Source organism: Sphingomonas sp. Leaf230 (assembly GCF_001421745.1).
Taxonomy (GTDB): domain Bacteria; phylum Pseudomonadota; class Alphaproteobacteria; order Sphingomonadales; family Sphingomonadaceae; genus Sphingomonas.
Map to the genome: position 1 here is coordinate 720185 of NZ_LMKW01000001.1, position 22054 is coordinate 742238.

Genomic DNA, 22054 nt, shown 5'->3' on the forward strand with positions numbered 1-22054 from the left:
CCTTCGATACGGTATCGTGCCGGATCGATGGCATCGTCATTGCAGCGTTCACCGTTGAACCGCGTACGCTGAGCCAGGGATGAGTGACCAGTAGGGCGTCTTCATCAAACGTAAGCTGTTCGGGCTACCGAGACGCCGAGGAACACCTCGGAATCAACCAATACGCCTTACACAATACTCAGATCGATAATACACATTATGTTAAATATGGGGTGGTGGTGGCGAGAGGATCAGCGTCTTTCCAACGACCCGCCACGAACCCAGCCGCGACAGGAAGTTCATGCCGAGGATGTCCGTCTCTTCGAAGGCCGGCGACGTCACGATTCCCAGGTCGGTCATGACGATATTTCCGACGGCTACGCGTTTCGCAGTCGCCGACCGTGCGGTGACCTGGCCGTTGGCGGTTGACAGAATTACGGGAAACGGACTTTCGGTCAGGTCGAGGCCCGCCGCCTTGGCGGTCTGCATCGACAGTGCCGTCGTCGTGGCGCCGCTATCGATCAGCATGCGTCGACCGACTCCGTTGATCTCCACGTTCGCCCAGAAATGACCGTCGTCTGCCATGCGTATGCGCGTTTCCGTTCCGCTAACCTGTTGATCGTCGAACATCGCAATGACGCCGGACAGTCGATCTCGTTGGCTCGCAATCAGGAGACCGACGGCGAAGATGCCTATCCATGCCAGCGCCATCTTGAGCATCGGCCTGACAGCGCTTCGCCGCGCAACCAGCGCCGACAGCGGCAGGATCAGCATCACGGCGTACAGCGCGAACTGGGCTGCACGGTCTGCGGTCATGCGTCGAGCACGAGCCCGTCATAACCAGGCTCGACACCCTTCGGAAGTTCGGCGACCAAGCTCGCATAATCCATGCTGTGGTCCATGTGGATGAGCGCGGTTCGCCCCGGCCGCAGTCGGTCGACCCATCCAAGGACGGCTGGTAACTCCATATGAGTTGGATGCGGTCGTCGTCGCAACGCATCGACGACCCAGACGTCGAGCCCCTCGTAAAGCTTGGTCATATCGTCGGTCATGATATTGAAATCGGTGGCATATCCGATCGAAGTGCCACCCGCGTCGAACCGCAATCCAGCCGCGTGGATGTTACCGTGAGGTTGATCGGTAACACGAACTTCGATCCCGCCTATCGTCAGCCGATTGGGTAGCGTTTCTGCCGCGATCGTCGGCGGGTAGCCGGCTCGGCCATGGAATGCATAGGTGAAACGTGCGTCCAGCGCTGCGAGCGTGTGGGGTCGCGCATAGCCACGTACCGGCGTTCCCGCAGCGTGGTAGAGTTGGCGCAGATCGTCGATACCGTGGCAGTGATCCGCGTGATCGTGCGTCCAGATAACGGCGTCGACCCGGTCGACGTCGGCCGCAAGAAGTTGCTCGCGCATGTCCGGGCTCGTGTCGATCAGGATGCGCGTACCATCATGCTCGATCATCGCGGACGCGCGCGTGCGACGGTTGCGTGGTTCGGCAGGGTCGCAGTCGCCCCAGTCGTTGCCGATCCGCGGGACGCCGGACGACGTGCCCGATCCGAGGATCGTAATCCTCATGCGCGCGTCTTGCCGAACAGCGTGTGGAAGTTCTCGGCCGTACGACGCGATAATTCCTCGACATCCTCACCGCGCAAGTCGGCCAGGAATTTCGCCGTGTCGGCGACGAAGCCGGGCTCTCCGGTCTTGCCACGATGCGGTACAGGCGCGAGAAACGGTGCGTCGGTCTCGATCAGAAGTCGCTCGATAGGCAAGCGCGCGGCCGTCTCTTGCAGATCACGTGCGTTCTTGAAGGTGACGATCCCCGATATCGAGATATAAAGGCCCATGTCCAATGCCTTGTCGGCGAAAGCTCCGCTCGCGGTAAAACAGTGGATGACGCCGGGATAGGCCCCCTTCCCCATTTCCTCGGCCATGATTGCCGCGGTATCGTCCTCGGCATCGCGGGTATGGACGACGATCGGCAACCCGGTCTCGCGCGATGCCGTTATGTGTGCGCGAAAGCTCGCTTGCTGGCGGGCGCGATCCGACGTGTCGCGGAAATAGTCCAGGCCACTTTCACCCAATCCTACCACGCGAGGATGACGTGCCCGCTCGATCAACTTGGCAGCATCGACATCGGGATAGGTGTCGGCCTCGTTCGGATGGATGCCGATGGTTGCCCAGACGTCGGGCTCGCGCTCGGCGGTCGCGACGATATCATCCCACTCGCTCTCACGGGTCGAGATGTTGAGCATCGCCGTCACGCCCCGCGCTCGCGCCCGGGCAAGTACGGCTTGCTGATCCTCGACGAGCCCCTTGTAGTTGAGGTGGCAATGGCTGTCGGCGAGCATCAGGCCTCCGCGGGCAGTTCGAGACGGGGGAAGACGGGGGATGGTGGCGTAATTCGGAAGTCGGACGCAGCCACCCGGTCGTACCAGCGATCATCGTCGATCGCGGCATGATCGCGCTCGACCGCGCCGATTTGATCGAGCACTTTACCGGCGGAGTCCGGCACGACCGGCAGGATCGCGATCGCCAGCATGCGGATCGCGCGCACCAGCGTGCGCAAGACGGCGTGCATCCGGTCGGGATCGGTCTTGCGCAGTGCCCAGGGCGCCTGCGCGTCGATATACTGGTTGCAGGCGAACACGCCACGCATCCAGGCCTCGATACCCTGCGACAAGGCCAGATCGGTAAAGCCTGCCTTGAAGCCGGCACACGCGACGATGACCTCCTCGATCAACATGCCGTCCGCCTCCTGGCCCGTACCCACAGAGGGAAACACGCCTTCCAAGTTCTTGGCGATGAACGACAAAGTCCGCTGCGCCAGATTGCCGAAGCTGTTCGCCAGTTCGGCGTTCACACGGGTCACGATCGCCTCGGGAGAATAGCTCCCGTCCTGACCGAAGCTAACCTCCCGCAAGAAGAAATACCGCAGGGCGTCGACGCCGAACGCGTTCGCCAACGCCATCGGATCGACGACGTTGCCGACTGACTTGGACATTTTTTCGCCGCGTGTGAGCAGGAAGCCGTGACCAAACACGCTTTTCGGCAGCGGAATGTTCGCGGACAACAGGAACGCGGGCCAGTACACCGCGTGGAACCGGACGATATCCTTGCCGATCAGATGGATATCGGCGGGCCAGAACTTCGCCTTGTCGCCCGTCATGTCGGGATAGCCGATACCGGTCAGGTAGTTCGTCAGCGCGTCGACCCACACATACATGACGTGCCCGGGGCTGTCGGGTACCGGCACGCCCCAGTCGAAGCTGGTACGCGACACCGACAGATCCTTCAGACCACCCTCGACGAAGCGCATCACCTCGTTGCGGCGGCTTTCGGGGCGGATAAAGTCCGGGTTGGCGGCGTAGAGATCGAGCAGGGGCTGCTGGTATTTCGACAGACGAAAGAACCACGTTTCCTCGGCGGTCCATTCGACCGGCGTACCTTGCGGCGAACGGCGATCGTCGCCCTCCCCGGTCAGTTCCGATTCATCGTAGAACGCCTCGTCGCGAACCGAATACCAGCCCTCGTAGCGATCGAGATACAGATCGCCCGAGTCCGCCATAGCCTGCCAGATCGCACGGCTGGCGGCGTAGTGATCCGTGTCCACGGTACGAATGAAACGGTCATAGGAGATGCCAAGACGATCGGCCATCACGCTGAAATGCGACGACATCTCGTCTGCGAACGCGCGTACCGGAATGCCCCGGTCGCGCGCGGCCTGCGCCATCTTCAGACCATGCTCGTCGGTACCGGTCTGGAACAGCACGTCGCGTCCCGCTTGACGCTGGAACCGGGCGATCGCGTCGGCGGCGATCATCTCATAGGCATGGCCGATATGCGGACGGCCATTGGGATAGTGGATCGCGGTGGTGATATAAAAGGGGTCAGCCATGCCGCGCTCCTAGAGCATCGGTCCGATCAGGTGAAGCCCGCGCTATAGCCCGGCCGGTATGCTTGGACGATTCCGCTGCTTACTGGCGCAGTGACGCGACGATCCCGGCCATTTCGAAGACGGTCGCCTGCGCATCCAGCGAAAGTCCAACCGCCGCGCCAGCAAGATCGCGCGCAGCCGCATGGGCATCGAGCGCGGTACGCAAAGCGGGTCCGGATCGCGTGCGCGCCTGGTCCGCAACAAAGGCTTGCGCGCGGTCCAGGAACGCCTCGTATCGCGGTTGCGACGTCTTGCTCCCCAGCGCTTTTGCCAATTTCAGTCGCCGGCCATTATCACGGTCACCGTCGCGCGCGATCTCGGCAAGCGCGCTGTCGATGCCGGCGATGTCCAGGCCGGCATAGCGTAGCGCCCTGCCCGGTGCCCCGTCGCTGGCACGGACAAGCGCGGCGACCTCTTCGTCATCCGCTTCGGGGCGGAGTGCGCGGATCGCCTTCGTCACCTCGTCTTGACCCAGTGCTTCGAACCGCAGCAATCGGCACCGTGAGCGGATCGTCGGCAACAATCGCCCGGGGGCGTGGCTGACGAGCAGGAAGATCGTTCCGGCGGGCGGTTCCTCGAGGTTCTTGAGCAACGCATTGGCACCGCCGCGTTCGAGATCGTCGATCGCATCGATCACTACCACGCGGCGTGCACTCATTGACGGCGTCGTCGCGAACAGCGGCTGGAGCGTGCGGACCTGTGCGATGGTGATGCTTCGCGCCAGGTCCTGATCGGGTTTCTCCGGATCCTTTGGAAGACGCGCGAGCAAACGGTAGTCCGGGTGGGACCCCGCCTCGATCAACGACCGCGTGCGGTCGCCCTGCGGCACGTCGAACCCGGCTGGAGCGGCATCGGGATTGGCGCCGTCAGCCAGCATCCGCATCGCCGCCAGCCGCGCGAAACTCGCCTTGCCGACGCCTTGCGGTCCGGTCAGCAGCCAGGCGTGATGCAGCGCGCCGCCACGCATCGCCGCAAGAAAAGCGGACTGCGCGGCGGCGTTGCCGAATATCTCAGTCATGCCTGTCGCGCGTCCGGGACATGCATCGTCATCCGAAGAACCCGGTCAGGCCTGCCCAGGCACGACCGAAGAAGCCGGCTACGGCGACATCCTTGTCTGCGACGAGCGGCATGCGCTGCTGCAGGCCGTCCGACGTCGTTACGACGAGATCCGCAATGTGCTGGCCAGCCTTGATCGGCGCCTTGATCGGGCCCTCGTACACGACCTTGGCGGTAAGGTTCGGCGAGGTACCGGCGGGCAGCGTCACGGTCAGCGCCTTTGGCGCGACGAGACCGACCGACGAGGCATCGCCGAGCTGGACCGCTGCGGTCTCGACCTTCTTGCCCTTGGCGACGATCGGCTTCGACTGCCATGCGCGAAAGCCCCACTCCATGAACCGCACTGATTCTTCTGCGCGCTGCCCCGCGCTTGTCAGGCCGGCGACGACCATGACCAGGCGACGCCCGTTTTGCACGGCCGAGCCGGTGAAGCCGTAGCCTGCCTCCTCGGTATGCCCGGTCTTCAAGCCATCGGCACCGGCGACACGACCAAGGATCGGATCGCGGTTTGCCTGGGTGATGGCGCTGCCGCCCATCGTCTTGCCCCAGGTGAAGTCGCGCTTCGAGTAGAACTGCTTGTAGAGGTCTGGATAATTGTTGATCGTCGCGGCGGCGAGTTCGGCAAGGTCATGTGCAGTGACGTAGGTGACGCCATTGTCGGGCCAACCGTTCGCGGTACCGAAATGGCTGTCCTTGAGGCCGAGTTCGGCTGCCTTGCGGTTCATCCGTTCTGTGAAGGCCTGCTCCGAACCGGAAATCCCTTCGGCAAGCACGATGCACGCGTCGTTACCCGATAGCGTGACAATACCGTAAAGCAGGTTGGCGACGCTGACGTTCTCACCGGACGACAGGAACATCGTCGAACCCGCAGTCGGGCCATGCCATTTCGCCCAGGTCTCGGGGCGCACGGTCATCATCTGGTCGAGCTTCAACTCGCCCTTCTTGACCATGTCGAACGCGACATAGACCGTCATCATCTTGGCGAGCGACGCCGGTGGCATGCGGCGGTCGGCATCACGCGAGAACAACACCGCGCCGGAGGACAGGTCTTCCATGTACGCGATCGGTGCGGCGGTCTGGAACTGCGGCGCAGCGGCGATGGACGGATGCGCCAGCGCGAGGGCGGCAAGCGGTGCGACGATCAGCTTCTTCATGGGGTATTCCGTGAGCAAAAGGGAACTCAGTCCGTGGGCAGGACCTGGGCATCGCCATAGCCGCGCTCGGCGACTGCGTCACGCGCGCGTTGCAGGCTGATGGCATCTTTGAACGGGCCAATGCGGACGCGGTACAGGCCACCGCCTTCGACCACGTCCGCATCGAGGCGCTTGGCCAATGCGGTCGCGCGCGCTTCGTTCGAGAAGGTCGCGACCTGCAACAGATACCGACGGCCGGGTACCGGCGTCACCGGTGCACGAGACGGCAGGGTGTCGGTGCTCATCGCGCGAGTATAGGCGGCGGGTTGCAGAGCGACCGCCTTACCCGCCCGCAGCAGTGAAGCGTCCCGCACGGACGGCACAATCGCACGGATACGGACGGTTGCGACCTGATGGCGGTCGGTGCCGAGCATGTGCGCCGCGGCACGGGACAGGTCGATCATCCGGTCACGACGACCGGGGCCGCGGTCGTTGATGCGGACCAAGATCGACCGGCCGGTCTCGATCGAGGTGACTTCGACGAAAGACCCGAGCGGCAGCGTGCGATGCGCCGCGGTCATCGCATCCGGATCGAACGCCTCGCCCGATGCCGTGCGGTTGCCCGACAATTCGTCTCCGTACCAGCTTGCGGTACCGGTATCCTGATAGCTGCCGTACAGCCCGCCGCCAGCCGACAGTATCGCGCCACCGCTTTCGCGCGCGTGACCACAGGCGGCGAGCGCGAACGCCAGGCTTAAGGCCCTAGCGCTCGACCGCATCGGCCAGCAACCCGACCGACAGCGCATAGAAATTCGAACAATTGTAATCGAGGATCACGCGGTAGTTGCTGGTCAGCAGATAGGCCGTCGCGCCGGGGCCATCCGGTTCAAGCAATGTCGCCATCACCGAACCGTCCAGCGATCGACCGTTTTGCGCGCTGACGCCCAACGCGCGCCACTCGGCGATCGTCCGCCAGCCGCTATGCCGTTCGAACACGCGCGGGCAGCGCGGCGAGACGAGGCGGTTGCGGACCTGCGATCGGTCGAACCCGGCGGGCACGTTGACCGCAACCCCCCAGGGCTGACCAGCCCGCCAGCCGGCGTCAACGAAATAGTTGCCGATCGACGCGAGCGTATCGGCAGGGCTGTTCCAAATGTCCGCGCGGCCATCGCCATCCCCGTCTCGTGCGATCCGCAGGTAGATGGACGGCAGGAACTGCGGGTTGCCCATGGCCCCTGCCCAGCTTCCCTTCAATTGCGACCGCGTCACGCCGCGGTCGAGCATCTTCAACCCAGCGATGAACTCGCCCGCGAACAGTGACCTCCGTCGGCCTTCATAGGCAAGGCTCGCGAGCGATCGCAGGAGATCGAAGTCGCCGGTATAGCTGCCGTAGTTCGTCTCATGGCCCCAGATCGCGACCATGACTGATTCCGGAACGCCGGTCTGCTGCTCGATCCGCTGGAGCCGATAGCGTTGCGCCTGATAGGTTTGGCGACCGCGAGCGATCCGTGCCGCGTCGACATGCTGCGTCCGATACGGCGCGAAGGCGGGTATCGCGCTGGAGTTCGTTGCGCCCGGCTGTGCCCGGTCGAGTTCGATCACGCGGGGGTTGAGCGTCATCGTCGGAAAGACCGCATCCGCCGTACGCCCGCTGACACCATCGGCCAGCGCCTGCTGACGCAGTTCGCGCATATACGACTGAAACCCTGCGTCGTCCTGCGCGACCGCCGGTCCGCCAACGGACAGCATTGCGATCGCACCGAAAGCGCCGTTGCGCAGCCAAGTCGCTGCTCGTGTTACCCCACCCATGTCGGAGGATGTGCCACAGACACCAGCGGATCGGAACCTCGCATCGTCGCACGGTTGCCACGCACAGGCGCTTGATAGCACCGAGCGGAAGCGTGTCGCGCGAACCCGGCCCAACGATCTAGACCGTTGCCGCCGACTACAGACTCTCCTTCATCGGGCACGGCACCTTTTACCCTGTCGGCAATTCCGGCTATCGGCCTGCCATTCGAGGGGCGGCGGTGGCAAACACCGAGACCGACGGAACGAGGAGTGATGCCGTGATCGAGGTCAATTTCGATGGAATCGTCGGTCCGACCCACAATTACGCGGGGCTCTCGATCGGCAACCGTGCGTCGTCCGCCAATGCCGGTGCTGTGTCCGCCCCGCGTCTTGCCGCACTTCAGGGCATGGGCAAGATGCGTCGCCTGATGGCCATGGGCCTGAAGCAAGGCGTCTTCCTGCCGCACGTCAGGCCGCAAGTCGATTGGCTGAGGACGTTAGGCTTCGCGGGTTCCGATGCGGAAGTCCTGGCGTCCGCATGGGCTGCCGACAGAGCGCTGGTCGCCAATGCCATGTCGGCATCGTCGATGTGGACAGCGAATGCGGGCACGGTGTCCCCTGCAACGGACACACGTGACGGCCTTTGCCATATCTCGGTCGCGAACCTGTCGACGATGCCGCACCGCGCGATCGAGGCCGTGCAGACCGAACGACAACTCCGCCTCGCGTTTTCAGACGCGCGGCATTTTCAGGTGCATTCCCCCCTGCCCGCCGCATTCGGGGATGAAGGCGCAGCCAACTTCATGCGGCTGGTCTCGCCCGCCGGCGGCGCGGCGGTAGAGATGTTCGTCTATGGCGAGGATCAGGCTGGTGGCTTCCCCTCGCGTCAGCACCGCAGTGCGAGCGAGGCGGTAGCACGCCGCCACGGCCTCGATCCCCGCCATACGCTGATGGTTCGGCAAAGCGAGGCGGCGATCGCGGCGGGTGCTTTCCATAATGACGTTGTCGCAGTGGCCAACGGTCACGTCCTGTTCGCGCATGAGCAGGCGTTCGCCGACCCTCGCGCACTGTACGATGCGGTGGCGGCGCTCGTCCCCGACGCGGTGATCGTCGAGGTTCCGGCAGATCGCGTGAGCCTCGATACGGCAATCCGGACGTATCTGTTCAATTCCCAGCTGGTCACGATGCCGGATGGAGGAATGACCCTCGTCCTGCCGGCCGAAGCACGCGAGCATGTCGATGTCTGGACCTGGCTGTCGGAATTGATCGCAACCGGGGGGCCGATCACCCGACTGGAGATCGTCGACGTCCGCGAATCTATGCGCAACGGCGGCGGTCCCGCGTGTCTCCGGCTTCGCGTTCAGGTCGATGCGGAAGCGTTTGCGGCGATCGATCGCCGCTTCCTGCTTGATGGTGCTGCCTGCGACCGGATCGAAGCGGTCATTGCGCGCGAATGGCCCGAAGCGATTGCGCCTGATGACCTGGGCAATCCCTGTCTTTGGGAGCAGTGTCTGCGTGCCCGCTCGGCCTTGACCGCAGCGCTCGATTTTAGCCCTGACGAGATCTGATCGGTGGCGCACTCTCGCCAGGAGTGCGCCACCGGATCGCTTGCGGATTCAGACTACATCTTGAAGCGCGCGCCCATCAGGAACGTGCGGCCAAAGTGGTTGTTTTCGTAGTTCCGGTTCGCGTCGAGATCGGTGTAGCGGCTGCGATAATTGTCGGTGAGGTTCGTTCCCTCCAGCGAGACCTCGACCGCTGGCGTCAACTTGTAACGAAGCGAGGCGTCGACGTTCAGGGTCGAATTATACCCCTCGAACAGGTTGCCCGTCGCCGAACTGCCGTCGATGTACGGGCTGCGATAGCTGACGGACCCGCGCGCGCTGAACTTCTTGTCCTCGTAATAGAGCGTGCCGTTATACGCGCGCTTCGACAGGCCGTAGAGCGTTGCCGTGCGCGTCGTGTTCGGCAACGCACCGAGCACGCCACCGGGCGTCACGACGGCGCCTGTCACCGGGTTGAAGGTTGGCCGGGTCACGGCGGTGGCAGGCCCCCCTTGCGAATAGCCTGCGCTCGAATCGACAAAGGTTGCATTCGCCAGGAACCCGAAGTTCTTGAGGAACCCGGGGAGGAAGCGGAAGCTCGATTGGAGCGAAATCTCCATCCCCTTCAGCGAGGCGCCTTCGCCGTTGACGGGTGCGTTGATCTGCCAGAGCTGTCCCTCCGGTGCTCCCGCCGCGGGTGAGCTGGCGGGGATCACCGACAGCGGTAGACCCGTCGAGGCGAACGACCCGCTCCGGGTCTGTGTCACGGTAAAGCTCTCGATGTTCTTCTTAAACACTGCGACGGAGAAGATCGATTGCGGCGCGAAATACCATTCGGCTGCCAGATCGAACGCGGTCGCGCGGAACGGCTTCAGCAACGGGTTGCCGAACGTCACGCGGTAGTTGAACCCGTCGACCGAACCACCCGGCGTGAGGCTGCCGAGGCCAGGGCGCGTCAGCACCTTGGCGATCGCGCCGCGCAGGATGACCTTCTCGGTCGGGAATAGCGCGACGTTCATGGCGGGCAGCCAGTCGTCGTAGCTCCGCCCAACCGTGGCCGGCGTGTTGACGGTGACGCCGCCGACGGCCGCGGACGAGATGCCGGTCGATTTCTGCGCGGTATGGGCATAGCGCATGCCGGCGTTCGCGGCGTAGTTCAGGCCGAACATGTCGCCCTTGATGTCGAACTCGGCATAGCCCCCGGTCACCTCTTCGACGACGCTGCGGGTATCGCCTACCAGCACGGTCGGCGTGCGGTTGTAGAGCTTGGTATAGGCAGCCGCCGCATCGATGTTCGGCACCAGGAAGCTCGTGGTCGTCCCCGCGGGCTGCCCAGCCTTGCCGAGATTGAAGATCTCGCCAAGGCTTCCGGCGGGGAAGCCATAGACCGCGGTGGGACCGAACAGCGTGTTGGGCGAGCAGGTAAGCGTGCCGAGCACGACGTCCTTCCCGCCCGCATTCGGGCAGACCACGGCATCGCGTGAGAAGCCCGCGGTATCGAACGAGAAGCGGCGATACATGCCGCCAGCCTTGATCTGGAACCCTTCGGCGACATCCCATTCGGTGCGCAGCTGCGCGGTACGAAACTTGTTGATCGTTTCGGACGGCCGATCGCGAATTTCCGCCAGTTGGAAGTTCGCCGGATCGGTGACGCTGGTACCGAAAGTAAGCTTCGGCCGCTTCATGTCGGTATAGTCGTAGCTATACCCCTGCGCATCGCGATCATCGAACACGAAGGTCGTCTCGACCGGGATCGTGGCATCCGACTTGGAGAAGCCGCCCAGCAGCGTGAAGCGGAGCTTGTCCGTCACGTCCTGATCCCAGCTTCCGCCAAGCTGATAGAATTCAGTCTGCGATTTACGCAGATAATGCTCGGTGCGGACCCACGCGTCGTTCAGCGTCGCCTTGACGAGATTGTTGTTGGCATCGATCGTATAGTTGTTGATGTCGATCGAGCGCTCGTTGGAGCGCAGCAGCACTTCACCCCATTTCTCTTCGCGGGTTTCCTTGAACCGCGAATACAGGCCGTCGATCGAGACCTTCGTCGATTCGGTCGGCGCCCACTGGATACTGCCGGTGATACCGAGCCGCTCCCTGTCGTGACGGACCGAGCCGTAGCGCGGGATGCGTGGGTGGAAGGCGAGCGCTGCCGTGTCACAAATCGCCGAATTGGTATAGGTGCCCCCGCGGTTCGGTGCGGTGAAGCACGGCGTTCCCCCTACCGAGTCGAACACGCCTTGCGCCCAGCGAACGCTGTTGTTGCCGAGTTCCAAATTGTTCGTTTTGGTATAAGCCCCCGACAGCGCCATGCCGAACGTGCCGTCGGCCGATTTCCACGACAGCAGGCCCGCCAGACGCGGTCCGAAATTCTTGCTGAGGTCGTTATAGCTCGCTTGCGCCGAGCCGACGAGCGTGAAGCCGGTCTTGCCACCCAGCGGATTGCCGGTGTTGAGGTCGACCACCGCGCCGAGCGAACCTTCGTCCAGCGACGCCTCGGCGGTCTTGTGGACGACGATCGAATTGAACAGCTCGGAGGCGAAGACGTTAAAATCGAACGCACGATCGCGGTTCGAGCTCGCGCCGTCGGTCGACGTAGCGACCGTCTCCAGGCCGTTGACCCGGACGCGCGTAAACTGCGCACCAAGCCCGCGTACGGTGATCGCGCGGCCCTCGCCTGCGTCGCGCTGGATCGAGATACCGGGAATACGCTGCAACGACTCAGCCAGGTTCTGGTCGGGAAACTTGGCGATGTCCTCGGCAACGATCGCATCGACCGACGACACCGACTGACGCTTGACGTTGAGCGCCGCGTCGAGCGAGCGCCGGAAGCCGGTAACGATGATCTCGGCGGTCGGACTGTCGGCGGATACCGTCTCGGGTACGGTTTCGGGCGAGTTTTGCGATGCGGTCGTCGCGGCGGGATCCGCCGGTTGCCCCTCAGGGACGACTGCGGTCTGTGCCGGTGACGGATCGACCTGAGCTGGTGTCCCTGGGCTCACGCTATTCGGTATCTGCGCGGCTTGCGCAACTGCGGTTGCCGGCATCGCCAGTGCCAGCACGAGGCTGCCGGCGGAAATCCCGCCAAGCCAGTTCAGTCGCCGATCCGTTGCTGCTGTTTGCATGCCCATTGCTCCACTCCCCGTCGGGTCAACATCGATGACACCGGTTGCGACGTCGGCTGCTTGCCGCGTCGCAACCGCCCTGATGATCTTGGGGAACAAGACCCGTTACTTTCGAACGGGTGCATCTCATCCTCTCCTGAACAGCCAGTTGTTGCTGGTCCGCTCCCGGTTCCTGTCTATGCTTAGGTAACCGGTGTCAGGACAATGTCGCACGATCGTTTACGTGTCAACATGCGCCTGAGATCAACTGCCTGGTTGGATGTACGGAACGCGCGCGAACAGCTCGCGCTGCCAGCGACGCGGATCGGCCTCGAGACGTGAATTCGCATCGAAGATCATCGTCGCGCGCGTGGTCAGGTCATAGCGCGGCCAAAGCGGAACGCCTGCGTGGTGCGGATCGCCGGTACGCGCGAACGCGACGAAACTGTCCTGCATCGCTTTGGATACGGAATGGGCATCCGCGCCGATACCAGTCTGGGATCCTGCAGCATCCAGAGTGCCGAACACCAACGGGATATCCATCGTGTGGAAGGCACCGCGACGCGGATCCGTGCGCGACGCGAAGTCGACCTGGTACACCCAGGCGGGTGAATCGCTCGTTGCACGTGCTTCGGCCTCGATCACCTGCCCGCGCCAGCTTCTTCCTGCGGTGGTGGCGTCGTAGAACACATCGAGCGGCGACCACGCTGGGTATCGCGCGCGGTATGCAGCGACGACCCATTCGGGCAGTATGTCGATCTTGAGTTCCGGCGCCATGCGGGCCGCCAGATTGGCCCAGTCGAGACCACTCACCTTAGCAGAATCCGGACCTATAAACCCGCGCGTCTCGTCATGCGTGTTGCCCAGGATCATTGGGATACCGTTGCCCAACGGGTTGGCATCGGGCCAGAACGGATGTCGCGTCAGCCAGGTCATGTCGAGCACCGGCCCGAAATACACGCCGCCTTCCATCACCGGATCGGTCGTGTCGAGCGCCTCGACAAGCTTTGTCGCAGATAGCGTCAACAACAGCGACAGATTGGTTTCCGTCACGCCGAGCTTCGCGAGATACGCTCGCGTCCGCGCTGTCGCGTTCAGCGGGCCGGATACCGTCACCTGCTGGCCGCTCATCGTTGCAGCCCGGTGAAACAGCCCGGCTGCGGCCGGCATCCCCATCATCGTCGCGATCTTCGCACCGCCGCCCGATTGTCCGAATACCATGACCCGTGACGGATCGCCGCCGAACGCCGCGATATTGTCACGCACCCATTTGAGCGCGAGGATTAAGTCGAGCTGTCCCGCATTGCCGCTGTCCGGAAACCTTGGATCGAGCCGCGTGAGGTAGAGATAGCCGAACGCGTTGAGCCGGTGGTTGATCGTCACCACGACGCAGTCGCCGCGTGCCGCCAGCGCCTGCCCATCGTTCAACGGATCGGTGACGCTGCCGTTCGAATAGGCGCCCCCGTGGATATAGACCATGACCGGCTTGTTGGCGCGGGCGTCGGCCTCGGCGGTCCAGACGTTGAGGAACAGGCAGTCCTCCGACTGCGGGCCATAAGGTCCCGATTGCGGGGATACCGGTCCGAACTCCTGCGCGGGCCGGTGTTGTCCCGGCATCGGCACTGGTAGCGGCGCCTGGAACCGCTCGGCACGACCGTAGCGTATTCCCCTGAATGCGCTGACCTGCCCTTCCGACGTGCCCACGAAATTTCCTGATGGCGTTCGAACCTTGGGGGCCGTACTCGCCCTCGCGCGGCTCGCGAGGATCAGTGCGGCCCCGGCGCCTATCGTCGCCCTGCGCGTCCAGCCATCAGCGCCGGACATCGAGGCCGCCGGCCAGATATGCGTCGATATCCGCCTGGCGGAACAGGCTCGCGTCCCCGGGCAACGAGTGTTTCAGCGCAGCGAGCGCCAAGCCGATGCGCGCCGTTTCGGCGATGTCCTTGCCGGATCGCAATCCGTGTAGGACGCCCGCTGCGAACGCGTCGCCGCCACCGATTCGATCGACAATACCGGCTAGCACGACCTCGTCGGTCTGGGCGTAGGCGTCGCGCGTGTCGATCCGCGCGGAAAGGCGGTGGAGATCGACATGTTCGACATGGCGCGCGGTCGACGCGATCGTCTGCAAGCGGGGAAACGCGGCGAACGCGGCCTCCGTCGCTTCGCGTCGGCGATCCTCGGCCTCGCCGGCGAAGTCGCGATCGAGCAGCAGGGCGATATCGCGGTGATTGCCGAACATCAGGTCGGCATGCTCGACGAGTTGCGTCAGGATCGCGCGCGGGTTCGAGTCCCATCGTTCCCAAAGCTTCCCGCGCCAATTGCCGTCGAAAGAGACCACAATCCCGCGTTCCGTCGCGGCACGAACCGCGGCCAGCGCCGCTTTAGCCGGGACCGGGCCGAGCGCCGGGGTGATACCGGACAGATGCAGCCGATCGACGCCGCCGAGCAGCGAAGTCCAGTCCCAGGTTTCAGCAGGTGCCTCCGCGAACGACGACCAGGCCCGGTCGTAAATGACTTCGGTAGCGCGAAGACCTGCACCGGACGTCACGAAATACAGCCCCATCCGGTCGCCGCCCAGTGTGATCGTCGACGTGTCGACACCGTGTCCACGCAACGTCGTGATCGCCGTGCGGCCGAGATCATTGTCGGGGACCATCGTCGCCATCCCGACGTCGTGGCCGAGCCGTGCAAGCTGCGTCACGACGTTCGCCTCGGCGCCTGCGACCCAGACGTCGAGTTTCGGCGTCTGCAACAGCAACTCGCGACCTGGCGGGGAAAGCCGCAACATGATCTCGCCGAACGCCAGGAATTTAGTCATATCACCCCTTCATCGAATCCTCCCAGCGGGGGGAGGAGGGCCACTGCTTGGTCGTGGTGGAGCGGGCGTGCCACGACGGATACGCTAACGGAAGCCCCTTCCCATCGGCTTGAGACAGGTCCTCACCCCCGTGTCGGGACGAACGTCACCGTGCGAGCCAACCGCCATCGACGGCAAGGATGTGGCCTTGGACGTAGTTGGCTGCCGCCGACGACAGGAACACCGCCGCCCCGCCGAGATCGCTCGCATCGCCCCAGGCGCCTGCCGGGATGCGGTCGAGGATCGAGCGGTTGCGGGTCTCGTCCGCCTGTAGCGCGGCGGTGTTGTTCGTCGCGATGTATCCCGGTGCGATCGCGTTGACGTTGATGCCCTTGGCCGCCCACTCGTTCGCGAGCAGCTTCGTAAGGCCACCGATCCCCGACTTGGACGCGGTGTAGCTCGGCACCCGGATACCGCCCTGGAACGTCAGCATCGAAGCGATGTTGACGATCTTGCCCGAGCCTTGCGCGATCATGTGGCGGCCGGCCGCTTGGCACAAGAAGAACACCGACTTGAGATTGGTGTCGATCACCGCGTCCCAGTCCGCTTCGGTGAAGTCGACCGCATCGGCGCGGCGGATGATGCCGGCATTGTTGATCAGGATGTCGAGACCGCCGAGCTTGGCCACCGTCTTGTCGACGACGCGCTGCACCGGTTCGATCGTAGACAAGTCCGCCGAGACGATCTCGGCTTTGCGCCCAAGCGCGCGGATCTGCGCGACGGTATCTTCGGCAGGCGTGCGACCGACACAGGCGACGTCCGCGCCGGCGGTAGCGAGCGCGACGGCGATGGCCTGGCCGATGCCGGTGTTCGCGCCGGTGACAATGGCGACCTTGCCGGCGAGGTCGAAGGGATTTGTCATGCTCTTCTCCTCCCCTCCCGCWWGCGGGAGGGGGAGAAAGTTATTCAAGCCAGCTGGCAGATATCCAGGACGTTCATGTCGGTATAATCCTGGTTCTCGCCAGCCATCGCCCAGATGAACGCATAAGCCTTGGTGCCCGAACCCATGTGGATCGACCAGGGCGGGCTGATCACCGCTTCCTCGTTCGCCATGACGATGTGGCGGGTCGCTTCGCCCTCGCCCATGTAGTGGAACACGCGGTCCTTCTCGAGATCGTCGAGTTCGAAGTAGAAATAGATCTCGCTGCGACGCTCATGGATATGCGGCGGCATCGTGTTCCACACCGAGCCGGGCTTCAGGACGGTGAGGCCCATGACGAGCTGTGCGCTGGCGCAGATACCGGGGATGACCATCTGGTAGATCGTCCGCTCGTTCGACTCCTCTAGCGACCCGCGCTCCAATGTCGTCGCATCGCCGACCGAGATAACCCGCGTCGTGAACGCCTTGTGCGCCGGGCACGACGCCAGATAGAAGCGCGCGCCGTCGCCCGAGAACTGCACGTCCTTCGCGCCCATCGTCACGTACAGGCAATCCTTGTTGCCGAGCGTGAACGTCTCGCCGTCGACCGTGACGGTGCCGCTGACCTTGCCGACGTTGACGACCGCGAGTTCGCGGCGTTCCAGGAATGGGTGGCCTGCCGCCGACGCCGGCTCGGCCTGATCGGGCAGCTTCACACTACCGCTCGCGACGGCGACGCCGCCGATCACGAAGCGTTCGGCATGCGTGTAGTTGAGCACGCACTCGCCGTCGCGGAACAGATCCTGGATCAGGTACCGGTCGCGCAGTTCGTCGTTGGAGACGCACTCCATCATGTCGGGGTGCGTGGCGTAATAGGTGCGGTCGTACATAATAAGCTCCGGTCAGGCCGCCTGCGCAGCGAAATGGGGTTCGTCGATACGGTAAGCACGGCGGACAAGGCCGCTCGTCAACTCGTGGGCAAGGTCAGCCGCTTCCCAGTCGGCAAGCCGATGTTCCGCCACCAGCCGCGCCAGGAACCCGCAGTCGATCCGCCGTGCGACGTCGTGCCGCGCCGGGATCGAAAGGAACGCCCGCGTGTCGTCGTTGAAGCCGACGGTGTTGTAGAAACCCGCGGTTTCGGTCGTCATCTCGCGGAACCGCCGCATCCCCTCGGGACTGTCGTGAAACCACCAGCTCGGCCCCAGCTTGAGGCAAGGATAGTGCCCCGCCAGCGGCGCGAGTTCGCGCGCATACGAACTCTCGTCGAGCGTGAAGAGAATGATCGACAAGCGCGTGCTGGTGCCGAACCGGTCGAGCAGCGGCTTGAGCGCGTGCACGTAATCGGTCCGCGTCGGGATATCGGCACCCTTGTCACGGCCATGGCTCGCGAACAGCCCGGCATTGTGGTTGCGCGACGAGCCGGGATGGATCTGCATCACCATGCCGTCCTCGACAGACATCGCTGCCATCTCGGTAAGCATCTGCGCGCGGAAGAGTTCGGCGTCCGCCGGTGTCCAGTCCCCGCGCGTCACCTTGGCGAACAGCGCCTCAGCCTCGACGCTGGAAAGATTGGCGGTCGCCGCGGTCGGATGCCCATGGTCGGTCGCGGTCGCCCCCGACGCGTGGAAGTCGGCGCGGCGCTTGCGATGCGCGGCGAGATAGCCCTTCCAGTCATACACATCCTCGCCGGTCAGCTCCGCAAAGTGCTCTATCGCCGGCGTGAATGCCTCATGCTCGACGTCGATCACCCCGTCCGGACGATAGGTCGTGACGACGCGCCCGTTCCAGCCCGACTGGCGAATCCGGCGATGCGCGGCGAGGTCGTCATGCGCGCCCTCGGTGGTCGCGAGAAACTCGATCCCGAACCGGTCGAACAATGCGCGAGGCCGAAACGCTTCGGACGCCAGCTTCTCGCCGATGAGGTCGAAATACCGGTCCGCAGTCGACGCTTCGAGCGCCACGTCGATCCCGAACACCTCGGCGAACACATGATCGAGCCACAGCCGCGACGGCGTGCCGCGGAACAGCGTATAATGGTCGGCAAACAGCTTCCACGCGGCACGCGGATCGGTCGCAGGCGTGCCGCTCAGTCGCGGGATCGCCAACGCATCGAGATCGACGCCCTGGCTGTAGAGCATTCGGTAGAGATAATGGTCTGGCGCAAGCAGCAGCGAGGTCGCGTCGGTCCAGTTGGCGTTGTCCCCGAACCAAGTTGGATCGGTATGCCCGTGCGGGCTGACGATCGGCAATGCCGCCACCTCGGCATACAACGCCCGCGCGATTGCGCGCGTCGTCGGTTCCGCCGGGAAAAGGCGGTCCGGATGCAGTTCCAGAGCCCTTGCCATCGTCCATCCTCCTTGCCGCTTAGCGCGATCCTCGGCCGATTTGGTAACCGGTGTCAGGATCATGCGCAACCGCCATTCGACTATCGTCTCAAGCCTCGACGTCAGCGGGTGGCGAAACTGATGCTCGCCGGATCAGCGTCGAGAGGAACAGCGAGGGTTCCTCGACCAGATCGCTGCCATCGTCGGCTCCGGCGATCAACTTCAGAGCAGCGGAGCGTGCCATCGACGCGATCGGCCACCGCACCGTCGTCAGCGGCGGCCAGACATGCGCGGCGATCGGCGTGTCGTCAAAGCCGATGATCGACAGGTCGCGCGGGATTTCCAGGCCACGTTGCCGCACCGCATGGATGATCCCCGCCGCCATTTCATCGTTCGACGAGAAGATCGCGGTGGGTCGCGGCATGACGTCGAGCAACCGCTCCGCCGCCACCAGTCCCGACTCGAACGTGTAGTTACCGTCCGCGATCATGCTGCGAGGCAAGGCGATCCCGGCCGCAGCTAGCGCGTCCTCGAACCCCAATCGTCGCTCACGGGCCGACCGGAATCCGTGCGGCCCGGCGACTAGGCCTATCCGCCGATGCCCTTGCTCGATCAGATACTCGGTCGCTGTTCGCACCGCCTCACGGTCGTTCGACGCGACCATGTGGTCGGTATCGTCGATCACCGCAGAGCCCATTCGGACGTACCGACAGCCGATCGAGTCGCAGAGCTTTGCGACGGAGTCATTCTCGCTGACCGGTGGCATCAACAGCACCCCGAACAGGCGCTGCCGCTCGAGAAAGTGGCGAAGATCGTCGAGCATCGTCGCCGACCCGCGATCGAGCGGGCGGACGACCATCTCGAATTCGGTCCCGTGCAACGCCTCCAGCATGCCCTGCTGCACGTTGAGCACGGTCTGCGCATTAGGGTTGTCGTGAACCAGGCCGATCAGGAAGTTCCGCCGCAGCGCCAGCGCCCGCGCCTGCGGATTGGGAATATAGCCGAGCTCGGCGATGACATCCTCGACCCGCTTGCGCGTATCGTCGTTGAGGAGCGGCGAGCGGTTGATGACGCGGCTCACGGTTTTCTTGGACACGGCCGCGATCCGCGCCACGTCGTTGATCGTTGGCTGACCGGTTTTCTGCATTGCGGGGGCATAGCTCGGTGATCGCGAGCCGACTAGTCACGCCCCACATTGAACGTCGATGATACAAGGACCCGCCAATGCGCTTGTCAATGACACCGGTTTCCCATACGCTCCGAGAAACGCAGATCACTGCGAATACATAGGAGGGGTTCTTGGTGGTACAGCCGGACACGACCGAGAATATCAGCCGCATCGCCCGGACGTTCGTCGAGGCACGCCGCGTCGGGACTTCCCTTGCGGAATTCCCGGGAAATGTTCCGACGACACTTGCCGAGGGGTACGCGGTACAGGACGAGGCGTTGCGCCTTGTCGAAGGTTTCATCGCCGGATGGAAAGTCGGCCGGATCAATCCGCCGCTCGACGGCGTCGACCGTCTGACCGGGCCGATCTTCGCGGACGAAGTCGCGTCGGCTGGGGTGGAACCGGTCGCGATGCCGGTGTTTGCGCAAGGTTTTGCTGCCGCCGAGGCCGAATTCCTGTTGCGGATCGGTACGGCCCCCGATCCCGCAAAGCTGCGCTATACGGTGGACGAGGCACGCGCGATGATCGACGCGGTGCATGTCGGTATCGAGATTGCCAGTTCGCCCTTCCCGGGCATCAACGCACTTGGTCCAACTGTCACGGTGTCCGATTTCGGCAACAATAATGGGCTAGTCGTGGGCGCGGATGCGGAAGGATGGCGCGAGGGTGACATCAATGACTGGCCCGTCGAACTGTGGATCAACGATGCCTTGATCGGGGCCGCGACGAGTGCAACGATGCTCGACGGCCCGTTCGGTGCGGTGCGCTATCTGCTCGAGCATATGGCCGCGCGCGGCATCGCGTTGTCGCCGGGACAATGGGTCTCGACCGGCGCGGTCACCGGCGTCCATCCGGTCGCGATCGGCGACCGGGTCGAGGCGCGTTTTGACGGACGGTTCGCCGTCCACTGCACCATCAAGGCCCGCTAGAGGCTGTCTTTAGGAGAGAAGCCAATGGCGAGCATGAACATGCCGGAGGTGGGCGCGCCCAACGCGAACGGCGCGATCGGTGACGCAGGGGTAGGCGGCAAGATCGGCCGCTATCGCTGGCTGATCTGCAGCCTGTTGTTCGCCGCGACCGCGATCAACTATGTCGACCGGCAGATGATCGGCGTGCTGAAACCGACCATCTCCGCCGAGCTCGGCTGGAACGAGACGACCTATGCCGACGTCATCTTCTGGTTCCAGGCCGCCTATGCGATTGGGTATCTGAGCTTCGGCAGGATCGTCGACGTGCTCGGCGCGCGGATAGGCTATTCGGTCGCGTTCGTGATCTGGACGCTCGGGCATACGCTGTGCGGCTTCGCGGGCAACGCGTTCCAGTTCTCGGCGGCCCGCGTGGTGCTAGGCCTTGGCGAAGCGGGCAACTTCCCCGCGGGCATCAAGGCGGTCTCGGAGTGGTTTCCGGCCAAGGAGCGTGCGTTCGCGACCGGCGTGTTCAACGCCGGCGCGAACATCGGCGCCGTCATTACGCCGCTCATCGTCCCGATCATCACGATCGCGTTCGGCTGGCGGATGGCGTTCATCATCACCGGCGCGATCAGCCTGATCTGGCTGGTGGCGTGGATCACGATCTATCGTCGTCCGCGCGAAGTGGCGAAGCTGTCGCCCGCCGAACTCGCGCATATCGAGAGCGATCCAGCCGATCCGGCGAAGAAGATCGGCTGGCTAAAGCTGCTCGGCTACCGCGAGACCTGGGCGTACGCGCTGGGCAAGTTCCTGATCGATCCGATCTGGTGGCTGTTCCTGTTCTGGACGCCCGATTTCCTCGCCAAGACCTATCATCTCGATCTCAAGAGCTTCGGCCCGCCGCTGGTCGCGATCTACCTTCTCTCCGATGTTGGCAGCGTTGCGGGCGGCTGGTCGTCCTCGAAGCTGATGAAACGCGGCCATTCCGCCAATTTCGCGCGGAAGATCACGATGCTGGCCTGCGCGTTCCTGGTGATGCCGATCTTCTTCGCGCAATATGTCGACAATCTCTGGCTTGCAGTCGGCATCGTGGGGTTGGCGACGGCGGCGCACCAGGCGTTTTCGGCGAATCTCTACACGATCCCGTCGGATATGTTCCCGCGTGGCGCGGTCGGGTCGGTGGTCGGGATCGGCGGCACGGTCGGCGCGATCGGTGGCATGATGATGGCCAAGTTCACCGGCTACGTCCTGCAGACTACCGGGAGCTACACGCTGATCTTCGCGGTCGCCGGCAGCACGTACCTGATCGCGATCACCGTCGTGCACCTGCTCTCGCCGAGGCTGGCGAGAGTGGACGCGGGCTAACACTGCCGTCTCTTGTTCTCCCGCGAAGGCGGGAGA

The 22054-nt window shown here is 64.0% G+C and carries 18 protein-coding genes; 3 read left to right on the forward strand and 15 right to left on the reverse strand.

Annotation, left to right across the window (positions count from 1 at the left end):
* Nucleotides 1–201 precede the first annotated feature (201 nt).
* From ASE82_RS03250 to ASE82_RS03285, 8 genes are all read right to left on the reverse strand, one after another.
* Nucleotides 202–795, reverse strand: a complete 594-nt coding sequence (locus ASE82_RS03250) for a retropepsin-like aspartic protease family protein (RefSeq protein WP_056058778.1) — start codon at nucleotides 793–795, stop codon at nucleotides 202–204.
* A complete protein-coding gene (locus ASE82_RS03255) occupies nucleotides 792–1556 on the reverse strand; it encodes an MBL fold metallo-hydrolase (protein ID WP_056058782.1) in 765 nt (254 codons plus the stop codon). Before ASE82_RS03255 ends, ASE82_RS03250 begins: the two co-directional genes overlap by 4 nt.
* Nucleotides 1553–2329: a TatD family hydrolase gene (locus tag ASE82_RS03260; protein ID WP_056058784.1), complete on the reverse strand. Its 777-nt coding sequence runs from the start codon at nucleotides 2327–2329 to the stop codon at nucleotides 1553–1555. Before ASE82_RS03260 ends, ASE82_RS03255 begins: the two co-directional genes overlap by 4 nt.
* Entirely contained in the window at nucleotides 2329–3876 is a 1548-nt protein-coding gene (gene metG, locus ASE82_RS03265) for a methionine--tRNA ligase (protein WP_056058787.1), read from the reverse strand. The genes ASE82_RS03260 and metG overlap by 1 nt, the downstream gene beginning before the upstream one ends.
* Nucleotides 3877–3955: 79 nt before the next feature.
* Entirely contained in the window at nucleotides 3956–4933 is a 978-nt protein-coding gene (locus ASE82_RS03270; RefSeq protein ID WP_056058788.1) for an AAA family ATPase, read from the reverse strand.
* A gap of 28 nt (nucleotides 4934–4961) precedes the next feature.
* Nucleotides 4962–6125: a D-alanyl-D-alanine carboxypeptidase family protein gene (locus ASE82_RS03275; RefSeq protein WP_056058791.1), complete on the reverse strand. Its 1164-nt coding sequence runs from the start codon at nucleotides 6123–6125 to the stop codon at nucleotides 4962–4964.
* Nucleotides 6126–6151: 26 nt separating this feature from the next.
* On the reverse strand, nucleotides 6152–6883 hold the full coding sequence (locus ASE82_RS03280) for a septal ring lytic transglycosylase RlpA family protein (RefSeq protein ID WP_056058794.1): 732 nt from the start codon (nucleotides 6881–6883) through the stop codon (nucleotides 6152–6154).
* On the reverse strand, nucleotides 6867–7913 hold the full coding sequence (locus ASE82_RS03285; RefSeq protein WP_056058796.1) for a lytic murein transglycosylase: 1047 nt from the start codon (nucleotides 7911–7913) through the stop codon (nucleotides 6867–6869). The genes ASE82_RS03280 and ASE82_RS03285 overlap by 17 nt, the downstream gene beginning before the upstream one ends.
* Nucleotides 7914–8131: 218 nt before the next feature.
* Here ASE82_RS03285 and ASE82_RS03290 point away from each other — a divergent pair, with 218 nt between their 5' ends.
* Nucleotides 8132–9460, forward strand: coding sequence for an N-succinylarginine dihydrolase (locus tag ASE82_RS03290; protein ID WP_056058797.1), 1329 nt, complete (start codon nucleotides 8132–8134; stop codon nucleotides 9458–9460).
* Between the two features lie 53 nt (nucleotides 9461–9513).
* Here the strand turns inward: ASE82_RS03290 and ASE82_RS03295 are convergent, their stop codons facing one another.
* The 7 genes from ASE82_RS03295 to ASE82_RS03325 all read right to left on the reverse strand — a co-directional run bounded on the left by ASE82_RS03295 (nucleotide 9514) and on the right by ASE82_RS03325 (nucleotide 19724).
* Nucleotides 9514–12558, reverse strand: coding sequence for a TonB-dependent receptor (locus ASE82_RS03295; RefSeq protein ID WP_056059597.1), 3045 nt, complete (start codon nucleotides 12556–12558; stop codon nucleotides 9514–9516).
* 243 nt (nucleotides 12559–12801) lie between these two features.
* Complete coding sequence (locus ASE82_RS03300; RefSeq protein WP_056058800.1) at nucleotides 12802–14361, reverse strand: carboxylesterase/lipase family protein; 1560 nt, start codon at nucleotides 14359–14361, stop codon at nucleotides 12802–12804.
* A complete protein-coding gene (locus ASE82_RS03305) occupies nucleotides 14348–15355 on the reverse strand; it encodes a sugar kinase (RefSeq protein WP_056058803.1) in 1008 nt (335 codons plus the stop codon). Before ASE82_RS03305 ends, ASE82_RS03300 begins: the two co-directional genes overlap by 14 nt.
* 145 nt (nucleotides 15356–15500) lie before the next feature.
* Nucleotides 15501–16256: a 2-dehydro-3-deoxy-D-gluconate 5-dehydrogenase KduD gene (gene kduD / locus ASE82_RS03310; RefSeq protein ID WP_056058806.1), complete on the reverse strand. Its 756-nt coding sequence runs from the start codon at nucleotides 16254–16256 to the stop codon at nucleotides 15501–15503.
* Nucleotides 16257–16300: 44 nt separating this feature from the next.
* The gene (gene kduI / locus ASE82_RS03315) at nucleotides 16301–17143 is read right to left on the reverse strand and encodes a 5-dehydro-4-deoxy-D-glucuronate isomerase (RefSeq protein WP_056058807.1); all 843 of its coding nucleotides are present in this window, start codon (nucleotides 17141–17143) and stop codon (nucleotides 16301–16303) included.
* Nucleotides 17144–17155: 12 nt separating this feature from the next.
* Entirely contained in the window at nucleotides 17156–18598 is a 1443-nt protein-coding gene (gene uxaC / locus ASE82_RS03320) for a glucuronate isomerase (protein ID WP_056059599.1), read from the reverse strand.
* Nucleotides 18599–18686: 88 nt separating this feature from the next.
* The gene (locus ASE82_RS03325) at nucleotides 18687–19724 is read right to left on the reverse strand and encodes a LacI family DNA-binding transcriptional regulator (RefSeq protein WP_056058810.1); all 1038 of its coding nucleotides are present in this window, start codon (nucleotides 19722–19724) and stop codon (nucleotides 18687–18689) included.
* 155 nt (nucleotides 19725–19879) lie between these two features.
* On the opposite strand from ASE82_RS03325, the gene ASE82_RS03330 reads away from it, so the two are divergent.
* Both ASE82_RS03330 and ASE82_RS03335 read left to right on the forward strand, forming a co-directional pair.
* Nucleotides 19880–20674: a 2-keto-4-pentenoate hydratase gene (locus ASE82_RS03330; protein WP_056059601.1), complete on the forward strand. Its 795-nt coding sequence runs from the start codon at nucleotides 19880–19882 to the stop codon at nucleotides 20672–20674.
* 24 nt (nucleotides 20675–20698) lie between these two features.
* On the forward strand, nucleotides 20699–22018 hold the full coding sequence (locus ASE82_RS03335) for an MFS transporter (RefSeq protein WP_056058813.1): 1320 nt from the start codon (nucleotides 20699–20701) through the stop codon (nucleotides 22016–22018).
* Nucleotides 22019–22054 lie beyond the last annotated feature (36 nt).